This is a genomic window from Bradyrhizobium sp. in8p8, assembly GCF_000426845.1.
GTDB classification, from domain to species: domain Bacteria; phylum Pseudomonadota; class Alphaproteobacteria; order Rhizobiales; family Xanthobacteraceae; genus Bradyrhizobium; species Bradyrhizobium japonicum_C.
Genome location: NZ_AUGD01000007.1, coordinates 332,330 through 356,155, shown reverse-complemented (window position 1 = coordinate 356,155; position 23,826 = coordinate 332,330). Strand labels below are relative to the sequence as shown.

Here is a 23,826-nt window from a genome sequence, read left to right as displayed (position 1 = left end):
CTCTTCAACACGAGACGGAGAAGCTGGACGGCCATGGCTGACGACAAGGCGCCGCCCGACAGCAAGCTGACGCGCACCAAGGAGAAATGGGCCCGCGAGGGCCGGTTTCTCACCGGCAAGGTCACACGTCCGGAAGCCCAGCGCCTGCCGCCCGGCCAGCACCTTACCAAGGACTGGCCGGTGCTCGATCTCGGCATCGTACCGCCGGTCTCACGCGAGCGCTGGCGCCTCGACGTCTACGGCGCGATCGAAACTCCCGTGTTCTGGAGCTTCGACGAGTTCATCGCGCAAAAGCAGGCGCGGTTCACCTCCGATATCCATTGCGTCACGACCTGGTCCCGCTATGACAATGAATGGAAGGGGCTTGCCACGCGCGAGTTGCTGGCGGCCTGCCAGCCGCGCGAGGATGCTCGTTTCGTCGTGCTGCATTCCTATGACGGTTACACCACCAACCTCGCGCTCGAGGATTTCGCTGCAGAGGATGCGCTGCTCGCCCATAGCTGGTCGGGCCAGCCGCTGACGGAGGAACACGGCGGTCCGGTTCGGCTGGTCGTGCCGCACCTCTATTTCTGGAAAAGCGCAAAATGGCTCCAGGCCATCGAATTCCTGACCGAGGACGCGCCGGGCTTCTGGGAAGTCCGCGGCTATCATAACCGCGGCGATCCCTGGACCGAACAGCGCTATTCGAACGACTAGGTTCAAGCGAGGACGGGGGAAGCCCATGCCGACGGAACGCTTTCAATTCACCGGAGAAGGCGGCCATCAGCTTTCGGCCGCGCTTGAGCTGCCCGACGGCGAGCCCGCGGCCTTCGCGCTGTTCGCTCATTGCTTCACCTGCGGCAAGGACACGCTGGCGGCCAAACGGATTTCTGTCGCACTGGCGGCCAAGGGCATCGCAGTGCTGCGCTTCGACTTCACCGGGCTCGGCTCCAGCGAAGGCGACTTCGCCAACTCGACCTTTTCCTCCAACGTCGCCGATCTCCTTCGTGCGGCCGACCATCTGCGCAGCGTCCGCAGGGCTCCGTCGATCCTGGTCGGGCACAGCCTCGGTGGTGCCGCGATCCTGGCCGCAGCAGGACAAATCCCCGAGGCCAAGGCGGTGGTCACCATTGCGGCGCCGTCCGATCCCGCCCACGTCACTGGCCTTTTCAAGGAGCACATCGACAACATCCGCGCGCACGGCGAAGTGGAAGTCTCGCTTGCAGGCCGCCCATTCCGGATCAGGCGTGAATTTCTCGACGACATCGCCGAGCGCGAGTTGATGAAGAACGTCACCAGCCTGCACAAGGCGCTGCTGGTGATGCACTCGCCTGTCGACGACACAGTCGGCATCGACAATGCGACCAAGATCTTCATTGCAGCCAAGCACTCCAAGAGTTTCGTCTCGCTGGACCATGCCGATCATCTCCTGACGAAACCCGCTGACGCTCTCTACACAGCCGACGTGATCGCCGCCTGGGCCAGTCGCTACATCGACACTGCAAAGCCCGCGAAAACCATGGATCTCGCCGAAGTGCCACGCCAGGTCGTGGTGCAGGAGACCCGCAAGAGCAAGTTCAACCAGATCATCACTGTCGGGCCGCATCATCTGGTGGCGGACGAGCCCGTTGCGGCCGGCGGCGCGGATGCCGGGCCCGGTCCCTATGATTTCCTGCTTGCCGGCCTCGGCGCCTGCACCTCCATGACCATGCGGCTCTATGCCGACCGCAAGTCACTGCCGCTCGACCGCGTCACGGTCACGCTGAAGCACTCCAAGATCTACGCCAAGGATTGCGCGGAGTGCGAAACGCGCGATGGCATGCTCGACCAGATCGAGCGTGGCATTACGATGGACGGCGCCCTCGATGCAGAACAACGCAAGAAGCTGATGGAAATCGCCGACAAATGCCCGGTGCACCGCACGCTGACATCGGAGATCCGCATCGTGACGAAGGCGATTGATTGACGCGGCCTTCTAGAAGCACGATGCCATCGTCCGCACGGCCGCGCTGATCTCGCACTCCTGCCAGGCCGCAAAGCCGAGCAGCAGGCCGTGATCGCGGGGCCGGCCAAGCGCCAGGCTGGACAAGGCGCGTGTCTCGACCCCTGCCGCAACCAGCCGCTTCGCCGCCGCCTGATCAGTGCGACCGCGCTTGAGGCGGGCGACGAGTTGGATGCCTCCGGGGGGCACTTCGATCGAGAGCATACCGCCCAGCTGTCGCTCCAGTTCCTCGACGAGGTGATCGCGGCGCGCGTGATAGAGCCGGCGCATCCGGCGCAGATGCGCGAGAAAATGGCCGTCAGCAATGAACTCGGCGAGTGCCTCCTGGATGTGACTTGAAGCGATCAGCCCAATATGCCGCTGCGCGATCTCCAAGGTGTTGGCCAGTGCCGGCGGCGCGACGAGATAGCCAAGCCGGATATCCGACGTCATCGCCTTCGAGAAGGTGCCGACATAGAACACGCGGCCATGGGCATCGAGTCCCTGCAAGGCCGGAACCGGCCTGCTGTCGTAGTGGAATTCGCCGTCGTAATCGTCCTCCACGATCCAGGTCTTGCCGGGCCTGCTCAGGCCGAGAAACTCGGTGCGGCGGGACAGCGACATCAGCCGCCCGGTCGGATGCTGATGGGAGGGTGTCATAAAGATCAGCTTTGGTGCCGCAAGCCCCGGCATCCGTTGCATACCCTGCTCGTCCAGTCTGATACCGCTCACGCGTGCACCGTACGCCCGGAAGGCAGCCGCAGCACCGGGATAACCGGGATCCTCGACCCAGACGTCATCGCCGGGCGTGACAACGGTCGTGGCAATCAAGGTCAACGCAGCCTGTGCGCTCGGCAGGATCATGATCTGGTCTGCGGTGGCCCGGACACCCCGGCTGGTCGCCAGATAATCCGCGAGCACCTCGCGCAGGCGCGTCCGGTTAACCGGGCCGAGCTCGCGCCTGGCAGCACGCACCGCATTGCGGCGCAAGCAACGCGCCCAGACCTCGTCCGGAAACTCTCTGAAATCGCCGTGCCCCGGGCGCAACGGCCTTAGTGATGCCTGATAGGACATCGGCCAGTCGGTCTGCTTGAGACTAGAGGCCCAGGGCGACAGTTGCGGCTTACCGGAGCGTTCGCGCGCCACAGCAGCACCCGCTCCTATCCTACGTCCGCCTCCATCGACCGTGACCACCGGACGGCGGCCGTGCGACGCCTCTATATATCCCTCGGCGGCAAGCTGCTCGTACGCATGAGTGACGGTGTTGCGGGAGACGCCGAGATCGCCCGCGAGCCGACGGCTCGACGGCAGCGCCCGCCCCTTGCCGAGACGGCCGCTCGCGATCAGGTCTCTGAGCTGGCTCGTCAACTGCGTCACCAGCCCCGCGTCGTCCGTCCGTTTCAAGTCGACCAGAGCGGAGATCACGTCTTCCAGAACTGGCATCTTCCTATTCTCAAATCTGGTACTTTTTCAGGTACCAGTACGATGCTATCCGGCGAAGTGAACTGCTTCAAGGACTCCGAGATGAACTCACTCTCATCCCGCGCGGCCGTCGGCCTCTTCCTCATCGTCGTGCTGGCCTGGGGTGTGAACTGGTCGGTGACGAAGCAACTCGTGCAATTCGTTCCACCGCTATGGACCGCGGCGATCCGAAGTTGGATCGCGCTGGTCGGCCTCATCACGATCCTCGGATTGAGCAAGAATCTGGTGATCCCGGAACGACGCGATATTCCCGTGATCCTCAGCGTCGCGCTGCTGCACATGACGCTGTTCTCAACCCTCGTCGCCGCGGGCCTGCGCTTCCTGCCCGCAAGCAAGGGCATCGTGCTCGGCTACACCACGCCGCTCTGGGTCGCACTCGCCGCGCCCGTGCTCGGAAAGGAGGCGCTGACCGCGCCCAAGCTTGCCGGCGCTCTGCTCGGACTGATCGGGCTTGCCGTCATCCTGAATCCATCCTCGATTGACTGGACCAATGCAGGCGTCCTGCTCGGCGCCGCGATGGTCATCCTCGCCGCGATCTCCTGGGCCGCGAACATCATCTATATCCGCGCGCATCGCTGGATCGCATCGCCGCTCCAGCTCCTGCTCTGGCAGGTGCTCGTGGCCACGGCCGTGCTATCGGCGCTGGCGATGATCATCGACGGGCTGCCGCACGTCGAGTGGTCATGGAGGCTTGTGTCGCTCTTCCTGTATTCGGGCCTGATCGGGACGGCGTTGGCCTATTGGGCGATGTCAATGGTCAACAAGAGCATCTCGGCCCTGACGACGTCGCTCGGGACCACCGCGACGCCGCTTGTCGGCATCGCCAGTGCCGCGGTCCTGCTGAGTGAGCCGATCGACACCAGCCTTGCCATCGCGGCCGGACTGATCGTCACCGGCATCGGTCTTGCGACGCTGGGCGATCGACTGCTGCGCGGTCAGGCCACTGCGAGGGGGTGAGCCCGCAGTGCACCGCGCAGGCCTGCCGTCGTGCCAAGCAGGATGCCGGCGAACGCGATGAATGACCCCAGCGCGAGCGTCGAAAGGCCGGTGAGGCCCTGCCCGATCGAGCAGCCGAACGCCATCACGCCGCCGATGCCCATCAGCGCCGCGCCGCTCCCCGAGCGCACCATGTGGCGCGGCGAGGAATAGCCTTCGAGCTTGAAGCGGCCCGTTGCGAGCGCCGTCGCGAAGCTACCGCCGAAGACGCCGACAACCGTCGCGACGCCGAAGTTGAGCGTCAGGCCGGTCGAAAGCATGGCGTATTGCAGGGTATCGGCGATCGGCGCGATGAAGGTGAGGGAGGTGACCGGGACGGGGTTGAAATCGTCAGCGCCGAGGTAGCCGGTGACGTACCAGCCGCCGGCGACGAGCAGGCCCACAATGACACCTGCTGCGATCTGCCCTGGCGAGCGTCGAAACGCCGGGTGAGCGAAAGCGAACAGGATCAGCGCGACAACGGTCGCGGCGGCGGCAAGCGCGCGCGAAAGTGATTCCGAGAGACCGAGCATCACCAGCACGGAGGGCAGCGAATTTGCGCTGACGGTCGTTTGCGAGGCTTGCACCAGCGCGATACGCGCCGGCGCGATCAGGCCCTTCAGCGTCATCTGCGCGGCGATGGCGAGAACGATCACGACGACGAAAGAGCGGAGATTGCCGCGGCCGAGCAGGACCAGCGCCCGCGAGCCGCAGCCATTCGACAGCACCATGCCGTAGCCGAACAGCAGGCCGCCCAGGAACAGTACTGCCGGTGAAAACGAAGTCTGCAGGTAGATCGACTTGTTGAGGTCGACCATGCCGCCGCCGGCGAGGAACTGGCTGGCGGCGATCGCAACCGCAATCGCCAGCGCGTAGCTCCGCACAAGCCGCCCATCCCCCTCCGCCAACCATCCCCGCATGCTGCTCATCAGGCAGAAGCCGCTGAGCAGACCGACGGCGCCGTACATCAGGCCTATAACGATGCCGAAGAGGATGACGAGTTGTACGGATTCCATCGGTGGGTTCTCAGGCCTTTCGCCATCTTCCGTCATTGCGAGGAGCGAAACGACGACGCAATCCAGACTGTCTCCCCGGACGCATTTCGGGATTGCTTCGCTGCGCTCGCAATGACGGTGTGTTACGGCTTCAGGATCACACGGTCCCGCGACGAGCCCGCGACTGCAACGTACGCCTCCTTCGCGCTCTCGAGCGGATAGACGGCATTCGCGTTAATCGGGAACGGCTTCAGATGGCCACCCGCAAAGCCGGGGCCGAGGTCGCGCAGCACGGCGCCTGTGGCGGCCGACGACAGCCCCAGCGTGTCGATGCCGACATAGGTGTGCTGGCCGCGATAGAATTCGAGGATGTTGAACTGCACGATGCGGTCGATCGCGGCGATCAGAATCTGGCGGCCACGAAGCCCAAGCGATTTGTGCGCAGCCTGAAAATAGGGATCACCGACGGTGTTGAAGACGATGTCGGCGCCCTTCCCGCCAGTCAATTCGCGCACGCGCGGGGCCACGTCGGTCGTGGAGGCGTCGATCACCTCGACGGCCGCATTGGCATGGCCTTCATAGGCTTCCGCCTTGCGCACCACGCCGATGACGCGCGCACCCTTCCAGGTCGCGATCTGCACTGCGGCCTGGCCGACCTTGCCGTTGACACCCATCACCAGCACGGTCTCGCCGCTGTTCGGCACGCCTGCGCGGCGAAAGCCTTCCATCGCGGTGACAAACGGCACGCCGATCCCGGCGGCCTCTTCCCAGGACACGGACATGGGCTTCTCAACGACCGCATCGGCTTCGACCACGAGATGACTCGCATGCGTGCCGTCACGACGGATGCCGAGATCGCCGGACGAGCCGAACACCTCGCGACCGACTGTTCCGGCCGGCCCGTCGATCACCACGCCGGCATAGTCGCGGCCCGGTGTGCGCGGGAACACGGCATAGGGCATCAGCCCGGTCGCGGCCTTGACGTCGGATGGATTGACGGCTGCGGCTTTGACCTCGATTAGCAGGTCGCACGGGCCGCGCGTGAGCGTCCTGCGCTCGACCACCGGCGAGAGCGCTGCCGCGTTCTCAGCCTTGGCGTTGAGGCGCACACAGCGTGCCTCGACCGTTTTGGTATCAGCTGGTGACATCGAAAACCCGCGATTTCTCGCGGGCCTTGTCGCCTTTGGGCGTCACCAAGTCAATCCGTCCAGTCAATCCTTCGGCCGCTTGTCGTAGAGCCGCTTGGCCTTGCCGAGCGAGCGTTCCAGAGTGGCGGGCGCAACCACCTGCACCTTCGAGCTGATCCCAATCGTGTTCTTGATGTGGGTCGAGATCCGATCGGCATGGTCGAGAAGACCCCGGCCGTCCCAGCTTTCGGGCCGCGCCTCCGCGATGATGGTCAGTTCGTCCATGCGGCCTTCGCGGGTCAGTTCCAGGATGAAGTGCCCACCGCACCAGTCGGTCGCAAGCAACACTTCCTCGATCTGGGTCGGAAACAGGTTGACGCCGCGCAGGATGATCATGTCGTCGGAGCGGCCGGTCACCTTCTCCATCCGCCGCATCCCGGGCCGCGCCGTGCCGGGCAAAAGCCGCGTCAAGTCGCGGGTGCGATAGCGGATCACTGGAAAGGCTTCCTTTGTGAGTGAGGTGAACACCACCTCGCCCTTCTCTCCATCCGGCAGCACCGCGCCGGATTCGGGGTCGATCACCTCCGGGTAGAAATGGTCCTCCCAGATGTGCAGGCCGTCCTTGGTCTCGATGCATTCCTGCGCGACGCCGGGCCCGATCACCTCGGAGAGACCGTAGATGTCGGTCGCGTCCATGTCGAAGGCGTCCTCGATCTCGCCGCGCATCGCATTGGTCCAGGGCTCGGCCCCGAAGATGCCGACCTTGAGCGAGCACTGGCGCGGGTCGAGCTTCTGGCGCTTGAACTCGTCGAGGATCGCAAGCATGTAGCTCGGCGTCACCGTGATGATGTCAGGGCGGAAGTCGTTGATGAGCTGCACCTGTCGCTCGGTCATGCCGCCGGAGATCGGCACCACGGTGCAGCCGAGCTTCTCGGCGCCGTAATGCACCCCCAAGCCGCCGGTGAAGAGCCCGTAGCCGTAGGCGTTGTGGATGATCATCCCGGTGCGCCCGCCGGCGGCGCGGATCGAGCGCGCCATGACTTCCGACCATGTGTCGATATCACGCTGGGTGTAACCCACGACGATCGGCTTGCCCGTCGTGCCTGACGAGGCATGCACGCGCACCAGCTTTTCGCGCGGCACGGCGAACATGTCGAAAGGATAGTTGTCGCGCAGGTCCGTCTTCGCGGTGAACGGAAATTTCGCGAGATCCGACAGTTCGCGGAAGTCGGACGGATGCACACCGGCCTTGTCGAAGGCGTTGCGATAATGCGTGACGTTGTCGTAGGCGTGCTTCAGCGACCAAGCCAGCCGCTGCTTCTGCAGCGCCATGATCTCGTCGCGCGAGGCGCGCTCATATGCATCCATCTCGGCGCTATAGGTAGTGGCACCTTCCTTGAGCCTCGTCAGAGCCATCCTTGTTTCCCCACATTGATTTATTCTCTTCTTTGCTCTTACTGATCTTGCGTCGGCAGCCACGTGCCGGGAACGACGCGCGAATGTCCGCGGAATTCCGCTATGACAGTGTCGCCCACGGTCACGCGCACGTCATAGATGCCGGAGCGGCCGCCGCGGGTGACCTCCCGCGCGTTCGCAATGAGCCGGTCGTCCAGCCTGCCCGGCTTGATGAAAGTGATCTGCCCCTGCGCTGCCACGACGCGCTCATTGTGAGAGTTGCAGGCAAACGCAAAGGCGGAATCGGCGAGCGTGAAGATGAAACCGCCATGGGCGATGCGTTGGCCGTTGACCATATCCGGCCGCACCGTCATCGCGAGCGTTGCAAAGCCCGGGCCGATCTCGACGATCTCCATGCCGAGTCCCTTCGAGGCATCGTCCTCTGCCCACATGGCGTCAGCGCAAGCGCGGGCAATATCCTCGGGTGACAGGGCGGCTTTGACGTTCACGAGCTTCTCCCGGCCAAGTTCTTAAAGATGATGTTCTGCTGGATGGCTGGCACTGTCAAATAATGCGACGCATTTGCATTCATGGGGTCCGATCCGCCCGATCAGACATGATCATAATCGACCACGACCCGCTCGGACGATGGTTTCGCCTGGCAGGTCAGGACGAAGCCGGCCTTCAGCTCCCATGGTTCCAGAGAATAGTTGAGGTCCATCAGCGCCTCCCCCTCCACCAGCTTGGCGCGGCAGGTCGAGCACATCCCGCCCTTGCAGGCGAAGGGCAGGTCGAGACCGGCGCGGAGCGCTGCATCGAGGATGGCTTCGTCCTCGGCAACGGGTACGTCGCGATGCTTGCCGTCGATGATGAGGGAAGCGATCGCCTTCGGCGGCGCATCGGGAGCAACGGCCTTCTTCGGCCGCGGCTTGCCGCCGAATTCCGAGACGAAGCGCTCGACGTGGATGCGTTCATCCGTGATGCCGAGATTGCGGCAGGTCGCCTCGATCTCCTCACTCATGCCAAGGGGGCCGCAAATGAAGACGTGATCGACATCCTCCGCCGGCACCAGCGAACGCAGCAGCACCCTCACCTTTTCCCCGTCGAGCCGGCCATGCAGGATCGGGATGTCCTGCTCCTCGCCGGAGATGACGTGGAAGATCGAGAGACGATCGATGAAGCGGTCCTTCAGCTCCTCGAGCGCTTCGAGGAACATGATGTTATCGGTGGTGCGGTTGCCGTAGAACAGGAAGAATCGGCTGTCCGGCTCGCGCGCCAGCACGCCCTTCACGATCGACAGGATCGGCGTGATGCCGGATCCTGCGGCAAAACCGACATGGATGCGCGCGCGTTCTGCCGGGGGAACCACGCCGAAGCGGCCGGTCGGCGTCATTACGTCGAGCTGGTCGCCGCACTTCAGTTCGTCCGCCGCCCAGCTCGAAAATGCACCCCCATCGACCTTCTTCACCGCGATACGGATCTCACCGTCGTCAGGGCCGGAGCAGATCGAATAGGAGCGACGCACCTCCTCGCCGTCGAGCGAGGTGCGGAGCGTAAGGTACTGGCCGGGCGTGAAGGCGTAGTCGTCGGCAAGTTCGTCCGGGATGGCGAAGGTCATCGAAATGGCGTTCGATGCCTCGCGGCGGAGATCGTTTACGGCCAGACGGTGAAAGCGCGGTGCAGCTGCGGACATTACGGGCGCCCTCGATCAGTCCTTCCGCCGTCATTGCAGGCGCAGCGAAGCAATCCAGAAATTCTCCATGGAAGCAGTCCGGATTGCTTCGCCGCAAGAACTCCTCGCCATGACAATCGGGTTGGCATCGTGCGTCTCTCAATGACACTTGAAATAGTCGAAGGGTTCACGACAGGACTTGCAGCGCCAGAGCGCCTTGCAGGAGGTGGATCCGAATTCGGACAGCAGTTCGGTCTGGTCTGAGCCACACTGCGGGCACGCCACCGCCTGCGCGCCGAACAGCGCACGGCGGGAGCTCGATGCTTGCGGCGGCGCGATGCCGTAGGCGCGCAGCTTGCGGCGGCCGTCCTCGCTCATCCAGTCGGTCGTCCAGGCCGGCGACAGCACGGTGCGCACCTTTGGGTGACGGAAGCCGGCGCGCTCCAGCGCGAGCTCGATTTCGAGCGCAATCATGTTCATGGCCGGGCAGCCCGAATACGTCGGAGTGATCGCGACCTCGACACGATCGCCGTCCAATAACACATCGCGCAGTACGCCAAGATCGGCGATGGTCAGCACCGGAATTTCGGGGTCTACGACGCTTGCCGCAGCGTCCCAAGCCCGCCGGCGCAGCTCGCTGTCGCGCTCCAGCATCGTCACCATGTCAGCCCCGGGAAGGTGCGCTGCATCGATTGCAATTCGGACAGGAGATGGCCGAGATGCTCGCTGTGCCGGCCGGACCGACCACCTTGCTGCATCCAGTCGTTCTGGGGCAGTTCGAGCGTGGCTTCGCCGACGACGTCGGACAGCGCCGCAAACCAGCGACCGCGCAAGCTCGCCGGATCTATGGCGACGCCGGCATCGATCAGGTGCCGCTCGCCGTCGTCGACCGCAAACATCTCGCCGGTGAACGCCCAGAGCTGATCGATCGCGGCTTGTGCCCGTCGATGGCTCTCCTCAGTGCCGTCGCCGAGCCGGATGATCCATTCCGAGGCGTGGCGCAGGTGATATGCGCTCTCTTTCTCCGACTTCGCGGCGATCGCCGCCAGCGTCGCGTCGCCCGAGCCCATCATCGCACGCCAATAGAGGTCGGCAAAGCCGGAGTAGAACAGCTGCCGCACCAGCGTCTGCGCGAAATCGCCATTCGGCTGCTCGACCAGCAGCAGATTGCGATACTGCCGTACGTCGCGCAAGTATGCGAGCTTGTCCTCGTCGTTGTCCTTGCCTTCGACCTTGGCGGCGTAGCTATACAGCTCCCGCGCCTGGCCGATCAGGTCGAGCGCGATGTTGGAGAGCGCCATGTCCTCTTCCAGCATTGGCGCGTGCCCGCACCATTCGGAGAGCCGGTGACCGAGGATCAGCGCATCGTCGGCGCGGCGCAGCACGTAGAGCACCAGCGGCGTTTCGGAGACCTGGATGTTGGCGACCGCCATTACATGTGCCCCACTTCTTCCGGCACCTCGTAGAACGTCGGATGCCGGTAGATCTTCGATTCCGCCGGCTCGAACATCATGCCCTTCTCGGCAGGATCGCTCGCGGTGATCGCGCTCGAAGGCACGACCCAGATCGACAGGCCTTCGCCGCGGCGGGTGTAGATGTCGCGAGCGGCCTGCAGGGCCATGGTGGTGTCGCTGGCATGCAGCGATCCCACATGCTTGTGCGCAAGCCCATTGCGGCTGCGAATGAAGACTTCCCACAGCGGCGTGTTCGGCGTGGCCATATTGATCTCCCTATTCGGCAGCTTGCGCGCTCTGACGCTGCCCACGCTTGGCGGCATAGGCGGCGGCTGCCTCACGCACCCAGGCGCCATCCTCATGCGCCTTGCGGCGCGCGGCCATGCGGTCGCGGTTGCACGGGCCGTTTCCCGCAAGCACCTGCTTGAACTCGGTCCAATCGATCTGGCTGTAGCGCCAGTGCCCGTCGGCATCCTGAATCATGCCCGGATCGGGAATGCTGAGACCGAGATATTGCGCCTGCGGCACGGTGGCATCGACGAACTTCTGGCGCAGCTCGTCGTTGGAGAAGCGCTTGATCTTCCATCTCGTCGAGGTGTCACTGTGCTGGCTCGCGGCATCGGGCGGGCCGAACATCATCAGCACTGGCCACCACCACCGGTTCAGCGCGTCCTGCGCCATCGCCTTCTGCTCGTCCGAGCCGCGGCACAACGTCAGCATGATCTCGTAGCCCTGGCGCTGATGGAAGGACTCCTCCTTGCAAACGCGGATCATGGCGCGCGCATAGGGGCCGTAGGAGCAGCGGCACAGCGGGATCTGGTTCATGATCGCCGCGCCGTCGACAAGCCAGCCGATGGTGCCGATGTCGGCCCAGGTCAGCGTCGGGTAATTGAAGATCGAGGAATACTTGGCCTTGCCCGCAAGCATGGCGTCAACCAGCTCTTCGCGCGAAGCGCCTAGCGTCTCGGCAGCGGCGTAAAGATAAAGCCCGTGGCCACACTCGTCCTGAACCTTGGCGAGCAGCGCGGCCTTGCGGCGCAGCGTCGGCGCACGCGTGATCCAGTTGCCCTCTGGCAGCATGCCTACGATTTCGGAGTGTGCGTGCTGGGAGATCTGCCGGGTGAGGGTTTTGCGATAGGCCGCCGGCATCCAGTCGTTCGGCTCGATGCGTTCCTCGGCGTCGATCCGGGCCTGGAACTGCGCAGCCTTGGCGGCGTCCTCAAGAGCGCGATCGTCGCTCTCGGCCGTGTTGAGCGCCTGGGTATACATGCGCATTCTCCCGATTTATTGGAACGCAATATATAACGAAATTCTTCTCATGCAAGATATTTCTGTAACATATGATCAGGCAAACCTCCGTTCCAGAAGCTTCCGGGCCGCCGGAAGCGGCCCCTTCTCGTTGGTTCCATGACCGTCGAGCCATTGCTCCGATGGAGCAAGGAGCCCGCGATAGATCTCGCCGCAGAGTTCACGGGCGGCCCGGCCCGGCCAATCCGCCGGCAGCAGGCTCTCCGGCAGCAGCGGGTCGCGCAGTACGACTCGGCGATAGTAGTGGATCAGCAGGATCCGCGCCGTAAAGGCGTCGGGCTCCGACAAGTCCGTACCGCGCGCGAGCGCGGCGCGCAGCGGTTTGAACGTCTTCATGAATTTGAGATAGGCGTCCGCGGTGCGTTGCAGCGGCCAGCTTGCGCTCAGCAGGCGGCGGCCGCTGTCATCTTCAGCCGAAACTTCGAGACGGATGGCCCCCGCCGCTTCGTCCGGCACCAGCACACCTGACGGTGCGACCCAGACGCCCGGCAGCGGACTTCCGAACCCGGCGTTGCGGAGTGCCTCGCGCGAGGCGTCGCGATCCTCACCATTGCCGATCAGCAGCAACTCGAAGCGGCCGGTCCACTCAGACGGCGGCGGATCATAGATGTGACGCGTCGCCGCCTCGAACGTCTGGCGGCCTTTCTCGGCGAGACGGTAAAAACTGTTGCGACCGACCTTTTCGCGCGTCAGCCAGCCATCGGCCGCGAGGCGCGACATCGCGGTACGCACGACACCGCTGTCGATGTCGAGACCCTCGAAGAACTCCAGCAGCGTGCCGAGCCACACCGAACCACCGCGCGGCACGATGGCATCCCCGAACACGGTGATGACGATGGATCCGGTGCGCGACGGCTCGCGCTTGAGCTGGTCGATGATGCGGGAGAGCGGATGCGCCATGCGCGAGGCATAGCGCGTTTGGTGCGGGCGCGACAATGGATGGGAGCGACAATGCGAACGCCGGGCTGCATCCTTCAAGACGGCGCCTCTCGCCTCCTCGGGATGAGGTCCAATCCCCGTGGGGGCGTCACCACGCTTAACCCTCATGGTCAGGAGCGCGGCAACGCCGCGCGTCTCGAACCATGCAGGGTTCGGCTATCTGTGCGGGTCAGGATAGGCGAGGCTGCGCCAGCCGCTGCGATCGAACGGCCGCCACTGGCCTTCCTTCTGTGCGAGCCGGTCGGCCACGGCGTAGACGACGGCGGGATGATGGCCCATGCCGCAATGGCTGCTCTCGACCTCGATGCTCTCGGTCTGCGCCCCCGCCTTCTCCATGCAGCCCTGCCAAGCGCAGACGCCGTCAGTGCGGCTGAAGATGGCGGTGGTCGGCACCGGCGGCGGCACGGCGAGCTCGCCGCCGAACTGCGGATCGACCTCGTCGGACTTCCGTCCGCTCGCCCATTCGTAGACGCGCCAGGCATTTGTCGAGCGCGGATGACCGGCAAAGGGGCTCCCGAGCGTGATGACCTGGCGCACGCGATCGGGCGCCATCTTCGCGAGCTGGCGAGCATAGAGGCCGCCGAGGCTCCAGCCGACCAGGCTGATCTTGCGGCCATGCGTGTCGCTGAGCTCGTGCACCAGATCGACCATCGCGTCCTGAACGCCCGGACGGAGGCCGTAGTTGCGGCCCTGTCCCCAACCGCTCACCGCGTATCCCTTGCTGGTCAGAAACGTGCGCAGCGCGCGCGTGGACCCATCGGAGGCGACGAGGCCCGGCAGCACCAGCACGGGGTGCCCATCGCCGCTCGGCGCAAGACTCAGCAGCGGCAGCGCGCTGAGGAAGGCACCGAACTCGTGGATCGCGCGCCCTTCCAGAAACATCAGGGTACGGGACGGCGGACGCAGCGGCTGGGCGGAAGCGGTCATCAATGGTCCCTTGAAAGAATTGCTGGAAGGATCACCGGGTGGAAAAACCGGAAAAGGCGAATGAATTCCAACTCCCCGGCTTCTTGATCGTTCCGCAGCGCAACATGAATCAGCTAGGCGGCCGGTTCCGGCATTCAAGCCGGAGAGACGCGGGGCGACAATAGCTCCGCGCGTCAATGCTAACGGCCGTGACGCAAAAGTCACAACCATCGAAGCAGGGATTCTACGGAGTACAGCGCAAGCCCTGCGAGGCCGCCGATCAGCGAACCGTTGAAGCGGATGTACTGCAGATCGCGGCCGATATTGATTTCGATCAGCGAAATCAGCTGCTTCATGTTCCAAGCCTTGACCTGATCGGAGATGAAGCTGGAGACACCCCTCTTCTGGTCGGCGACAAAGCTGCGCAGCACCGTCACCAGGCCCTTGTTGATCTCGCCGCGCAGTTCGGCGTCGCCGGCGAGCGCCTCACCCGCCGCGACGAACATGCCGGCGAGATGATGTTGCAGCACCTGCGTCTCGCCGCTTGCGCTACGCTCGATGAACGAACGCGTGTTGGCCCAGATGGTGCGGGCGAGATCGGCAAGCTCGGGACGTGCGAGCAGATCGCGCTTTAAGCCGTCGATGCGGTCGATATAGGCCTGATCGGTACCGAGCCGGTCGACGAAGCCTAGCACCATGCGATCAAACTCACCGCGAAACGGATGCTCGGGATCGCTGCGCACCTCATTGAAGAACGCCGTCGCGGACGCCACGATCTTGTTCACCAGAAACTTGTCGGCGCGATACAGCCGCAGCAAGGTCGGCAGTTCCGCGCGCACTTTCTCGCGGATCATCGCCATCGTGTCTTTCTGATTCAGCGTCTCGTGCATCACGCGCAGGAGATCATCGAACAGGATCTGATGTCGTCTCTCTGCGACGAAGCCGCGTAGCGTGCCGGCGGCGAGCGGCGCAAGATCGATGGCCTGCAGCTGCGATGACATGCGGCGGATGATGAATGTCATCAGGCCGGAGCTTTCGGTCGCGGAGAAGGCCTCCGGCAGTAGGCGCAACGCGAAACGCGCCAGATCATCGCTGCGCTTGCGGTCGCGTAGCCAGTCCGCGACGAAGGAGCCGAAATCGATTTCTTTCAGTTTGGCTTCAACCGGTCCGGCTTCCAGGAAATGCACCTCGATGAATTCGCCGAGCTTGTCGGCGATACGGGCCTGATTACTCTGAATGATCGCAGTGTGGGGGATAGGCAGTCCGAGCGGTCGCTTGAACAGCGCGACCACGGCATACCAGTCGGCGAGGCCGCCGATGGTCGCGGCTTCCGCGAAGGCTGCGATGAAGCCGAACACGGGATGCACGGGCAGCAGCCACTTTGCGACCACGAACAATGCCAACGTCGAGACCAGCACCAGCGTCGCCAGCGCTTTCACACGGCGAAGCTCGGCTGCACGTTCGGCATCGCCGGGAGTGACGAAGGAAGAGGTGGCAGGTTGTATCATGATCGCACCACCCTACTCATCATTGCGAGCGAAGCGAAGCAATCCAGAATCTTTCCCTGACACTCTGGATTGCCTCGGCGCAAGGTTCCTCGCGCTGACGGCTGCGGCGCAAACAAAAGGCCCGCCGAAGCGGGCCTCAACCTCAGTTTATCGTCAGCGCCGGATCAGGCGGTCTTGTTGTAGACCTTGGCGAAATTGTCCTGAGCGGACTTCGCACCGTTGGCAGCGAGCTGGCCGAAATAGTCGGCGGTCGCCTTGGCGCGCGAGACGAACGCTTCGCCGCGGGCGCGGAGCAGACCCGACTGGATCTCGACGGCCTCGCTGAACGACTTGGCAGACGCGAGCTTGTCGATGCCCGAGAAGAATGCCTCTGCGTCCTCGTAGATCGCCTGCTGGATGTTGCGGCTGATCTTGCCGGCTTCAGTGACGGACTCGGTTACCGCGTTCTCGACGGCAGCGGTCACGCGCTCGGAGCCTGCGAACACCTCGGCGGCACGGTCCTTCGCAGTGTTGGCGGTCTTCTTGACGAACTCGCGGGCGGCCTCGGGAACTTCCAGGTTCTGGATGTTCTTGAAAGCGTCCTTGAAGCTGTCGAAAGCGGCGTTGGTTTCGGTGGTCATGGGGTTCTCTCCATCCTCAATCGTCTGAGCTATGGCTCACCCCGTCCGGATTGGCCCGGGGCATGCCCTATATGGCATAGTTAATTGTGCGATGCAACATTAATGCTGCACCGCGGTATCACGAAAGTGTGAGAAGCCTTAATGAAAGGCAGCGCGATGCCTCCGGCGCCAATGTCGGCTCGCCGGCGGCGGGAAGGCGCGCCCGGCGGCAGACACTTTCCGTGCGCAACCGCGCCTCGCTATTGCTGGACAGCGCCTGGCAGCCCGTAGGCCTCCAGTTGAGCCTGGACCTGTGCGATGTTGTGGCCCAGCACGACGATGTCGTGGGTCTTGCCGCCGACATCTCGGACATGATCGCGCAGCAACGCCTCGGCCTTGAAGCCGAGACTTTCGAAGAGAGCGATCGCCGCCTGTTGGTCGACCGTCATCTGGACCGACAACTTTTCCAGGCCAGCCCCAAAAGCGAGCGCAAATGTCTCCTGCGATAGCGCCTTCCCCACCCCTTTCCCGCGGACCTCGGGCGAAACCACCATGCGGATCTCACCGACGTGGGGCGACCAGGAGTGGGGATCGCGCACCAGTGTGCCGCAACCGACGACCCTGCCCTCTCTCACCGCGAGCAGGCTTTGAATCGCGCCGCGCTCGATCTCCTTGACCCAGGCCGACAGCACCTTGGGCTCGCTGATGTTGCGCGGCAGGAACAGCAAATCGTGGGTCGGCAGGCTCTTGCCGAAAGCGAGCACCGCGGCCTCGTCTGCAGGCGACATCAGGCGGATCTCGACATCGCCGGCATCGGTCTTGACGTGACGCGGATAGGAACGCTGTTCACTCATGTCGATCTCTTCCCCAGCCAGGAATCCAGTTTCGGCCACAGCCGCTTCACTGCGTTGGCGCCCGCCACCAGAGAGACGTGACCGCCCTTCAGGATCACCTCTTCCTTGTCCGTCGAGCCGATCTTGGCGATCAGGTGCTTTGCGGCTTCATACGGCACGATGTGATCGTGCTCCGCGACCGCGTGCAGGATCGGCACCTTGATGTCCTCCAGCTTCGCCGCGCGGCCGCCGACCGACATGGTGTCGTTGAACAGCTTGTTGTCCCACATCAGGTCCTTGGTGATCGCGCGGAAATACTCCCCGGCGAGCGGCAGCGTGTCGGTCGCCCAGCGGTCGAACATACGGTACGACTTGACGAACTCGTCGTTCCAGATGTTCTCCCACAGCTGAATCTGACTCGCGGTGCGCGACGCCGGGCGCAGCATCTCGAACGAGGACAGGATCATTTCCGGCGGCACGTTGCCGACGCTGTCAACGAGACGGTCGACGTCGAAATAGCGGCGGTCGGAGAAGTTCGAGAACAGCTTCATCTCGCGGAAGTCGATCGGCGTGGTGAAGCAGATGAGGTTCTTCATCGGCCCGCCCTTGTGGATCGAGCCGTAGAGCAGCGACAGTACGCCGCCGAAGCAATAGCCGATGACGGAGACGTCCTGCTCGCCGGAATCGGCCTGCACGCGGCGGACGCAATCCGGGATGAAGTCGAGGACATAGTCGTCCATGCGCAGGCTCTTCTCCTCCGGCCGCGGGGCGCTCCAGTCCAGCATGTAGACGTCGTAGCCGCGCCTGAGCAGGAACTCGATGAAGCTTTGCCCTGGCACGAGGTCGAGAATGTAACCTCGATTGGTGGTGGCCATCACAATCAGGACCGGCACGCGGTAAATTTCGTCCGACATCGGCCGGTAGTGATACAGGCTCATTGTGCCGCGCGAATGCAGCACGTCCTTTGGCGTCGAGCCGAGCGTAGGGCCGGACGTCGAGAAGTATTCGACGCCTTTGATACTGCGCATGATTGCGCGCTGCACTTCAGACTGGATGCGCTCGGGTATCGCGGCGAAATCAAGTCCTGCTGTCGCATTCATTCCCGCCCTCCGCCTTCGGACGGCGGACGTTTGGTGCGCGGCGGCCGTGGCGCGGCGCCTGGTTGCTGCGCGCCCGAATTGGCCGACATCTGGCTTATCATCGACTTGATCTCGCCGAGTTGGCCTTCGATCGACTGGAGCCGCTCCGCGATGCCGGTCATCTGCTCGCGGCTCGGCAGGTTCATGGAGAGCAGGTACTTCTCCATGAGATCGCCGAACTGCTTCTGAGCACCTGCAGCAACCCCGCCGGCGCGGTTCACGGTTTGCGAGAATTCTGGCGTCTCCATCGCCTTGGTGGCGAAGGAGTTGAAACCCTTCTCCATCTCGCCAACCATCTTCTGCCACAAGGCGACTGGATCGGTGATCTTGTCGGTCATCAGCATCCTCCCGATGTGGAGGGCTTTGCACCCTTCTTATCTCACCATACCACACCGTTGCGCGGGGCCGGTCAACCGGCAAGCAGTGGCGCAGCGTCGCGAGGCCGCTTCTTCGCGGGACGAAACCGTGCGATACAGCATCGATCAGCAGGAGGGACCCGTGACCGCTCATCAGCCGCCCCAGACCGTCCGCGCCAACGGAATCGACATCTGCTACGAGATTTTCGGCAACGACAATGCCGAGCCATTGCTGCTGATCATGGGGCTCGGGGCGCAGATGATCCACTGGGACGATGCGTTCTGCGAGCAGCTTGCCGCGCGCGGCTTCCGCGTGATCCGCTTCGACAATCGCGACATCGGCAAGTCGAGCCATCTCACGGGCGGCAAACGGCTGACGCCGCTCGAACTGCTGAAGCTGCGCCTCTTCAGGATACCCGTGGCCGCGACATACAAGCTGATCGACATGGCGAAGGACACAATCGGATTGATGGACGCGCTCGGCATCAAGTCGGCGCACCTCGTCGGGGCCTCCATGGGCGGCATGATCGCGCAGGAGGTGACACTGTCGTTTCCGCACCGCGTACGCTCGCTGACCTCGATCATGTCGACCACGGGTAATCCGCGCGTGCCGCCGCCGACACGCGAGGCCGCCGCGATGCTGATGGCGCCGCCGCCGCGCAGCAAGGAGGAGTTCATTGTCCGCTTCGGCCAGACCTGGAAAGTGCTGCGCGCCGGGCATTTTCCGGAAGAGGAAGCGCTAGACCCGGGCCGCGCCGAGCGCGTGTTCGCGCGTGGACTCAATCCGGCCGGCGTCGGCCGCCAGCTCCGCGCCGTGCTGGCGTCCGGGAGCCGGAAGGAGCGGCTGCACGCGGTGAAGGCACCGACATTGGTCATTCACGGCACCGTCGATCCACTGGTCCGCCCCGAAGGCGGCAAGGACACCGCAGCGTCAATCCCGAACGCGAAGCTGCTGATGATCGAAGGCATGGGCCATGCCTTGCCGATGCGGTTCTGGCCTCAGATCATCGACGCCATCGACGAGCACGCGCATAGCGCTGCGGCCCAGGCTGCCTAGCTCTTCTTTGCGATCCAGATCACGTGGCGCGCACCGCCGCCTCGTCCGGTGGCGCGGACATTGACCTCGTTCACCGCAAAGCCGGCAGTCCGAAGACGCCTGGTGAACGCCGGGTTGGGTCCCGAAGACCAGACAGCGAGCACACCGCCCGGCCGCAACGCATTCTTTGCCGTCCCCAACCCGCTCGCACTGTAGAGCGCGTCGTTACCCTTCCGGGTCAACCCTTCCGGCCCGTTGTCGACGTCGAGGAGAATGGCATCGAAGGCAGACCGCTTCGCCCGGATGATCTCGGCCACGTCGATCTCGCGGATGGTCACCCTGGGATCATCGAGGCTGTCGCCGAAGACTTCCGCCATCGGGCCTCGCGCCCAGCTCACCACCGCCGGCACGAGCTCGGAGACCACGATCCTGGCCTTTGATCCGAGCACGGCAAGCGCCGCGCGCAGCGTAAAGCCCATGCCGAGGCCCCCGATGAGAACGACAGGCTTCGCTGTGTGCTCTATCTGCTTCGCCGCAAGCGTCGCAAGCGCAGCTTCGGAGCCCGAAAGGCGATTGTTCATCAGCTCGTTGGTGCCGAGCTTGATCGAAAATTCCTTGCCCCGCCGCATCAGGCGGAGCTCTTCGTCCGAGCCGGGGATTTTGGCGGTATCGATCTTTTCCCAGGGAATCATGGGAGTGCTTTAGCACGATTAGTTCGTCGCTCGGATGGATCGAAGCGCAATCCGGGGAACGCTCATCTCGGAAAGACACCCGGATTTCGCTACGTTCCGTCCAGGCTACGGCACTGGGGCCGCGGCTACCCTCCTGCCCAGACGTCGAGCACATACCGGTTCTTCGCGCCCATCTCGTCGATCCAGCGTGCACCGGCAGCGGCGTCGCTGCCGCTTTTCTCGCGATGGATGGCGACCAGCGCCGCCTTCACGCCGGGCTCCATCTTGCCGCCGTCGCCACAGACATAGATGATCGCACCTTGCTGGATCAGCGACCAGACCTTCTCCTTCTGCGTAGCGAGCACATGCTGCACATAGCTCTTCGGTCCGTCCGCGCGCGAGAACGCCGTGAACAGCTCGGTGATGCCGGCCGCCGCGAGCGCCTTCAGCTCCTCGGCGTAGAGAAAATCCTGATCGGGATGGCGGCAGCCGAAGAACAGCATGGCCGGCCCGAGGACATCCCCCCTTGCCTTGCGCGCGGCGCGCTCCTGTAGGAAGCCGCGGAACGGCGCAAGGCCAGTGCCCGGTCCGATCATGATGATCGGCACGGACGAATCGTCCGGCAGCCGGAAGCCCGCCTTGGTCTCGCGTACGGTCGCGTAGATCACATCGCCCGCACGGCGGTTGGCGAGATAATTCGAGCAGATGCCCTTGTAGATACCGCGCCCCGACGCGGCCGGCCCTTCGACCACACCGACCGTGACGCTGCAACGCGCGGGATCGACCGACGGCGAGGAGGAGATGGAGTAGTACCGCGGCGCCAGCAGCGAGAGCATTTCCAGATAGACGTGAAACGGCAATTCGCAGGCTGGATATTCGAGCAGGAGGTCGAACACCGATTTGCGCCTGGCCAGAACTTCGCTGCGGTAGCGCTCCAGCGGCTCGGCTTCCTCGCCAACAAAGGCCAACAGCTTCGGCTTGGTGACGGGGCATCGGGTGTGCTCCGCCATGATCTGGATCTGCTTGCGCGTCGCGACCTGCTGTAGCTCGACGAACTCGCTGAGCAGACGACCGACCGACACGGCCTCGCCGACCGGCAGTTGCGCACGGCGGCCTTCCGCGACATGCAACCTGATCTGGTCCGCCGGCAGGAAGCCGAAGCGGCGGGCAATCGAGTCCACCAAGGTCGGATCGTTGCGCGGAACGACGCTCAGATGGTCTCCGACGCGGTAGGTGACAGTGGATGGCAATTCCACCTCGATGTGGCGCGTCGAGCGTTCCGACGGATTGGGCCCGCTCTTGTTCTGAAGCTCGTCGTTGACCAGCACCTTCATCGCCACCGCGCCGCCCTGAGCGACGATGGTGTTGACGGCGGTCACTGCAACGGGCTCGATCGCGTAGAGCGGATCGTCCTCGGCGGTGCGGGTGAAATTCCAGTCGATGCCGAATTCCTTGGTTGCGACCTCGGCCGCCGCCGGAAACCATTTCTGGAACTGCCCGTCGAGATCGCTGCGTGCGTCGCCCTCGCCGCGCGGATACACCGCGCGCGCACCATGGGCCGACAATTGCCCATCGATGAAGCGCGGTACCGACTGATAGGTGGCAGCCCAGTCGCTGTTGCCGCAACCGAAGACGGCGTAGCGCACGCCAGCAAAGGCATCCTTCGACAAGTCGCTGCCAAGCCACTTGACGAATTGTGTCGCATTATCGGGCGGCGCGCCGTTATAGGAGGCGCAGATGATCAGCACGCCGCCCTCTTGCGGCAGCTTGCCGACGTAATCATCGAGAGGCCCGAGATGCACGGCAAAGCCGTTGATCTCGGCGAGGTCTGCCATGCGCGTCGCGAGTTCCTCGGCAGTGCCGAGATTGGAGCCGTAGAGCACCAGCATCGGCGTGTTGTGGCCAGGCCGCGTGGTGGCTTGGCGCTGCGCTTTTGGCGTCGACGACGCAACCGCGGCGGGCCCCCCATAGGCGCCGCGCTCGCGATCGGCGCGCGGACGCACCTTGATCTTGAAGCCTTCCGGCTTGATCGTCAGCGTCTCTTTCAGGTGCATCTGGTAGCGCTGATGATCAATCAGCTTGAAGCGCTGAAGGATCATGCCGAGTGCGAGTGCAGCTTCATGCATAGCAAAGCCACGCCCAATGCAGGCGCGCTGGCCGTTGCCGAACGGCTTCCAGGCATTGATCGGCCGCTTGGCTTCCGCCTCGCGGCTGAAGTTTTCGGGATCGAACGCATCCGGGTTCGGTCCCCATACCGGGGGATCGCGGTGCAGCGCAGTCACCAGAATGGTGGTGAACGTGCCTTTCCTGAGCTTGTACTTGCCGCCGCCGATAGTCTCGTCCTGGAGCGGCGAGATGCCGTAGGCCGGCGCCGGGGGCCACAGCCGCAGCGCCTCTTTCAGGATCTGCGTGATGTAGGTGAGCTGCGTTACCTGCTGGTAGGAGGGCTTCGCATTGACATCCGGGCCAAAGACGCGATCGACCTCGTCATAGGCCTTCTTGAGAATGTCCGGATGCTTGAGCAGTGCATAGAGCGTGTAGGACAGCAGGCCGCTGGTGGTCTCGTGCCCCGCGATCAGGAACGTATTGATCTGGTAGCGGATGTTGACGTCGTCGAGCTGCTCGCCGGTCGCACGGTCGACGCCGGTCATCATCGCAGCCAGCATGTCCTTCTTGTCGTCGATCCCGTCCGAGCTCTTGCGGCGCTCGGCGATGATCTCGTCGACCATCTTGTTCATGAAGGCGACGTCTTCGGCGAGCGTCTTGCGGCGCTTCTGCATCCAGAGCTGCTCGAACGGCAGGCCGCGCGTCATCATGATGGTTTCGAGCGAGCGCACCAACGATTCGACGAAGGGATGGTAGTCGCGCCGATAGAACGAGTTGAAACGGTAGTCGAAGCCGCACAGGCCGATCGTATCAAGCGTCAGCGCCGTCATGTCGTGGACCACGTCGATCTCGTCGTCGGCGTTGAGCCGTGCCCACTTGTTGACGAGCTGCTCGGCAATGTCGACCATGCTTCCGTGGTAGGACTGCATGGCGCGGTTGCCGAAGGGCTGGAGCAGGATGTTGTGCGCCTTGCTCCAGTTCGGCTCCTTGGTATCGGCCGTGAACAGGCCGTCGCCCCCGACCGCGCGCACGCGCCGCAACGCGCCGCGCACTGTCTTGTCGAAGCGCTTTTCGTCGGAGAGCTCATCGACGAGGTCGTGGCCGGAGACGACCACGATCGGCGAGCCCATCATGTCGAGCCAGAAGATCGGGCCGAGCTCCTTGGCGAGCCGCGTCAGGTGCTGCACGGGAGCAGCCGAATCCAGCGACAGCATGTTGCCGACCACCGGCTTGGTCGGCGGATGCGGAATAGGGTCCAGACGGTTCGTGGATGACATTTGACTGCGCTTCCCCCTGCCTCGATCATTCACCGCGTCATTGCGAGCGAAGCGATCCAGAATGTATCCGCGGTTGCATATCTGGATT

Annotated in this window: 23 protein-coding genes; 4 read left to right on the top strand and 19 right to left on the bottom strand. The window is 63.9% G+C overall.

Annotation, left to right across the window (positions count from 1 at the left end):
• Positions 1-33 precede the first annotated feature (33 nt).
• Both K408_RS0120055 and K408_RS0120050 read left to right on the top strand, forming a co-directional pair.
• Entirely contained in the window at positions 34-696 is a 663-nt protein-coding gene (locus K408_RS0120055; protein WP_024340029.1) for a sulfite oxidase-like oxidoreductase, read from the top strand.
• Between the two features lie 25 nt (positions 697-721).
• Complete coding sequence (locus K408_RS0120050) at positions 722-1,945, top strand: bifunctional alpha/beta hydrolase/OsmC family protein (protein ID WP_024340030.1); 1,224 nt, start codon at positions 722-724, stop codon at positions 1,943-1,945.
• 9 nt (positions 1,946-1,954) lie between these two features.
• Here K408_RS0120050 and pdxR read toward each other — a convergent pair whose 3' ends face one another.
• Complete coding sequence (pdxR, locus tag K408_RS0120045) at positions 1,955-3,403, bottom strand: MocR-like pyridoxine biosynthesis transcription factor PdxR (RefSeq protein ID WP_029674129.1); 1,449 nt, start codon at positions 3,401-3,403, stop codon at positions 1,955-1,957.
• A gap of 81 nt (positions 3,404-3,484) precedes the next feature.
• Between pdxR and K408_RS0120040 the strand changes: the two genes are divergently transcribed.
• Positions 3,485-4,399, top strand: coding sequence for a DMT family transporter (locus K408_RS0120040; RefSeq protein WP_024340032.1), 915 nt, complete (start codon positions 3,485-3,487; stop codon positions 4,397-4,399).
• Here the strand turns inward: K408_RS0120040 and K408_RS0120035 are convergent.
• The 16 genes from K408_RS0120035 to K408_RS0119960 form a co-directional block, all read right to left on the bottom strand.
• The gene (locus tag K408_RS0120035) at positions 4,378-5,433 is read right to left on the bottom strand and encodes a YeeE/YedE family protein (protein ID WP_024340033.1); all 1,056 of its coding nucleotides are present in this window, start codon (positions 5,431-5,433) and stop codon (positions 4,378-4,380) included. The two genes, K408_RS0120040 and K408_RS0120035, sit on opposite strands and share 22 nt — an antisense overlap.
• A 122-nt stretch (positions 5,434-5,555) precedes the next feature.
• Positions 5,556-6,560 (bottom strand): quinone oxidoreductase family protein, encoded by a 1,005-nt coding sequence (locus K408_RS0120030; RefSeq protein WP_024340034.1) that lies wholly within the window; start codon positions 6,558-6,560, stop codon positions 5,556-5,558.
• Between the two features lie 63 nt (positions 6,561-6,623).
• Positions 6,624-7,955, bottom strand: a complete 1,332-nt coding sequence (gene paaK, locus K408_RS0120025) for a phenylacetate--CoA ligase PaaK (RefSeq protein WP_024340035.1) — start codon at positions 7,953-7,955, stop codon at positions 6,624-6,626.
• Between the two features lie 38 nt (positions 7,956-7,993).
• Positions 7,994-8,443 (bottom strand): hydroxyphenylacetyl-CoA thioesterase PaaI, encoded by a 450-nt coding sequence (gene paaI, locus K408_RS0120020; RefSeq protein ID WP_024340036.1) that lies wholly within the window; start codon positions 8,441-8,443, stop codon positions 7,994-7,996.
• A gap of 101 nt (positions 8,444-8,544) precedes the next feature.
• Positions 8,545-9,627 carry a 1,2-phenylacetyl-CoA epoxidase subunit PaaE gene (paaE, locus tag K408_RS0120015; RefSeq protein WP_024340037.1) on the bottom strand — a complete coding sequence of 361 codons (1,083 nt, stop codon included), beginning with the start codon at positions 9,625-9,627 and terminating at the stop codon, positions 8,545-8,547.
• 138 nt (positions 9,628-9,765) lie between these two features.
• A complete protein-coding gene (paaD, locus tag K408_RS0120010) occupies positions 9,766-10,269 on the bottom strand; it encodes a 1,2-phenylacetyl-CoA epoxidase subunit PaaD (RefSeq protein ID WP_024340038.1) in 504 nt (167 codons plus the stop codon).
• Positions 10,263-11,039, bottom strand: coding sequence for a 1,2-phenylacetyl-CoA epoxidase subunit PaaC (gene paaC, locus K408_RS0120005; RefSeq protein WP_024340039.1), 777 nt, complete (start codon positions 11,037-11,039; stop codon positions 10,263-10,265). The genes paaD and paaC overlap by 7 nt, the downstream gene beginning before the upstream one ends.
• Positions 11,039-11,326, bottom strand: a complete 288-nt coding sequence (paaB, locus tag K408_RS0120000; RefSeq protein ID WP_024340040.1) for a 1,2-phenylacetyl-CoA epoxidase subunit PaaB — start codon at positions 11,324-11,326, stop codon at positions 11,039-11,041. Before paaB ends, paaC begins: the two co-directional genes overlap by 1 nt.
• A gap of 10 nt (positions 11,327-11,336) precedes the next feature.
• Entirely contained in the window at positions 11,337-12,329 is a 993-nt protein-coding gene (gene paaA, locus K408_RS0119995; protein WP_024340041.1) for a 1,2-phenylacetyl-CoA epoxidase subunit PaaA, read from the bottom strand.
• 75 nt (positions 12,330-12,404) lie between these two features.
• Positions 12,405-13,268, bottom strand: a complete 864-nt coding sequence (paaX, locus tag K408_RS0119990) for a phenylacetic acid degradation operon negative regulatory protein PaaX (RefSeq protein WP_024340042.1) — start codon at positions 13,266-13,268, stop codon at positions 12,405-12,407.
• A gap of 195 nt (positions 13,269-13,463) precedes the next feature.
• A complete protein-coding gene (locus K408_RS0119985) occupies positions 13,464-14,234 on the bottom strand; it encodes an esterase/lipase family protein (protein ID WP_024340043.1) in 771 nt (256 codons plus the stop codon).
• Between the two features lie 200 nt (positions 14,235-14,434).
• A complete protein-coding gene (locus tag K408_RS0119980) occupies positions 14,435-15,721 on the bottom strand; it encodes a DUF445 domain-containing protein (protein ID WP_024340044.1) in 1,287 nt (428 codons plus the stop codon).
• Between the two features lie 164 nt (positions 15,722-15,885).
• Positions 15,886-16,341, bottom strand: coding sequence for a phasin (locus K408_RS0119975; protein ID WP_024340045.1), 456 nt, complete (start codon positions 16,339-16,341; stop codon positions 15,886-15,888).
• 239 nt (positions 16,342-16,580) lie between these two features.
• Positions 16,581-17,174, bottom strand: coding sequence for a GNAT family N-acetyltransferase (locus tag K408_RS0119970; RefSeq protein WP_024340046.1), 594 nt, complete (start codon positions 17,172-17,174; stop codon positions 16,581-16,583).
• A complete protein-coding gene (locus tag K408_RS0119965; protein WP_024340047.1) occupies positions 17,171-18,253 on the bottom strand; it encodes a PHA/PHB synthase family protein in 1,083 nt (360 codons plus the stop codon). Before K408_RS0119965 ends, K408_RS0119970 begins: the two co-directional genes overlap by 4 nt.
• A complete protein-coding gene (locus K408_RS0119960) occupies positions 18,250-18,630 on the bottom strand; it encodes a hypothetical protein (protein ID WP_024340048.1) in 381 nt (126 codons plus the stop codon). Before K408_RS0119960 ends, K408_RS0119965 begins: the two co-directional genes overlap by 4 nt.
• Before the next feature lie 160 nt (positions 18,631-18,790).
• On the opposite strand from K408_RS0119960, the gene K408_RS0119955 reads away from it, so the two are divergent.
• Entirely contained in the window at positions 18,791-19,705 is a 915-nt protein-coding gene (locus K408_RS0119955; RefSeq protein WP_024340049.1) for an alpha/beta fold hydrolase, read from the top strand.
• Here K408_RS0119955 and K408_RS0119950 read toward each other — a convergent pair.
• Complete coding sequence (locus tag K408_RS0119950; RefSeq protein WP_024340050.1) at positions 19,702-20,376, bottom strand: spermine/spermidine synthase domain-containing protein; 675 nt, start codon at positions 20,374-20,376, stop codon at positions 19,702-19,704. The genes K408_RS0119955 and K408_RS0119950 overlap by 4 nt on opposite strands.
• 125 nt (positions 20,377-20,501) lie before the next feature.
• Positions 20,502-23,738: a bifunctional cytochrome P450/NADPH--P450 reductase gene (locus K408_RS0119945; protein WP_024340051.1), complete on the bottom strand. Its 3,237-nt coding sequence runs from the start codon at positions 23,736-23,738 to the stop codon at positions 20,502-20,504.
• Positions 23,739-23,826: the final 88 nt, after the last annotated feature.

Coding starts and splice junctions, on each gene's coding strand:
- K408_RS0120055 (WP_024340029.1), top strand. CDS start 34: ATGGCTGACGACAAGGCGCCGCCCGACAGCAAGCTGACGCGCACCAAG.
- K408_RS0120050 (WP_024340030.1), top strand. CDS start 722: ATGCCGACGGAACGCTTTCAATTCACCGGAGAAGGCGGCCATCAGCTT.
- pdxR (WP_029674129.1), bottom strand. CDS start 3,403: ATGCCAGTTCTGGAAGACGTGATCTCCGCTCTGGTCGACTTGAAACGG.
- K408_RS0120040 (WP_024340032.1), top strand. CDS start 3,485: ATGAACTCACTCTCATCCCGCGCGGCCGTCGGCCTCTTCCTCATCGTC.
- K408_RS0120035 (WP_024340033.1), bottom strand. CDS start 5,433: ATGGAATCCGTACAACTCGTCATCCTCTTCGGCATCGTTATAGGCCTG.
- K408_RS0120030 (WP_024340034.1), bottom strand. CDS start 6,560: ATGTCACCAGCTGATACCAAAACGGTCGAGGCACGCTGTGTGCGCCTC.
- paaK (WP_024340035.1), bottom strand. CDS start 7,955: ATGGCTCTGACGAGGCTCAAGGAAGGTGCCACTACCTATAGCGCCGAG.
- paaE (WP_024340037.1), bottom strand. CDS start 9,627: ATGTCCGCAGCTGCACCGCGCTTTCACCGTCTGGCCGTAAACGATCTC.
- paaD (WP_024340038.1), bottom strand. CDS start 10,269: ATGGTGACGATGCTGGAGCGCGACAGCGAGCTGCGCCGGCGGGCTTGG.
- paaC (WP_024340039.1), bottom strand. CDS start 11,039: ATGGCGGTCGCCAACATCCAGGTCTCCGAAACGCCGCTGGTGCTCTAC.
- paaB (WP_024340040.1), bottom strand. CDS start 11,326: ATGGCCACGCCGAACACGCCGCTGTGGGAAGTCTTCATTCGCAGCCGC.
- paaA (WP_024340041.1), bottom strand. CDS start 12,329: ATGTATACCCAGGCGCTCAACACGGCCGAGAGCGACGATCGCGCTCTT.
- paaX (WP_024340042.1), bottom strand. CDS start 13,268: ATGGCGCATCCGCTCTCCCGCATCATCGACCAGCTCAAGCGCGAGCCG.
- K408_RS0119985 (WP_024340043.1), bottom strand. CDS start 14,234: ATGACCGCTTCCGCCCAGCCGCTGCGTCCGCCGTCCCGTACCCTGATG.
- K408_RS0119980 (WP_024340044.1), bottom strand. CDS start 15,721: ATGATACAACCTGCCACCTCTTCCTTCGTCACTCCCGGCGATGCCGAA.
- K408_RS0119975 (WP_024340045.1), bottom strand. CDS start 16,341: ATGACCACCGAAACCAACGCCGCTTTCGACAGCTTCAAGGACGCTTTC.
- K408_RS0119970 (WP_024340046.1), bottom strand. CDS start 17,174: ATGAGTGAACAGCGTTCCTATCCGCGTCACGTCAAGACCGATGCCGGC.
- K408_RS0119965 (WP_024340047.1), bottom strand. CDS start 18,253: ATGAATGCGACAGCAGGACTTGATTTCGCCGCGATACCCGAGCGCATC.
- K408_RS0119960 (WP_024340048.1), bottom strand. CDS start 18,630: ATGACCGACAAGATCACCGATCCAGTCGCCTTGTGGCAGAAGATGGTT.
- K408_RS0119950 (WP_024340050.1), bottom strand. CDS start 20,376: ATGATTCCCTGGGAAAAGATCGATACCGCCAAAATCCCCGGCTCGGAC.
- K408_RS0119945 (WP_024340051.1), bottom strand. CDS start 23,738: ATGTCATCCACGAACCGTCTGGACCCTATTCCGCATCCGCCGACCAAG.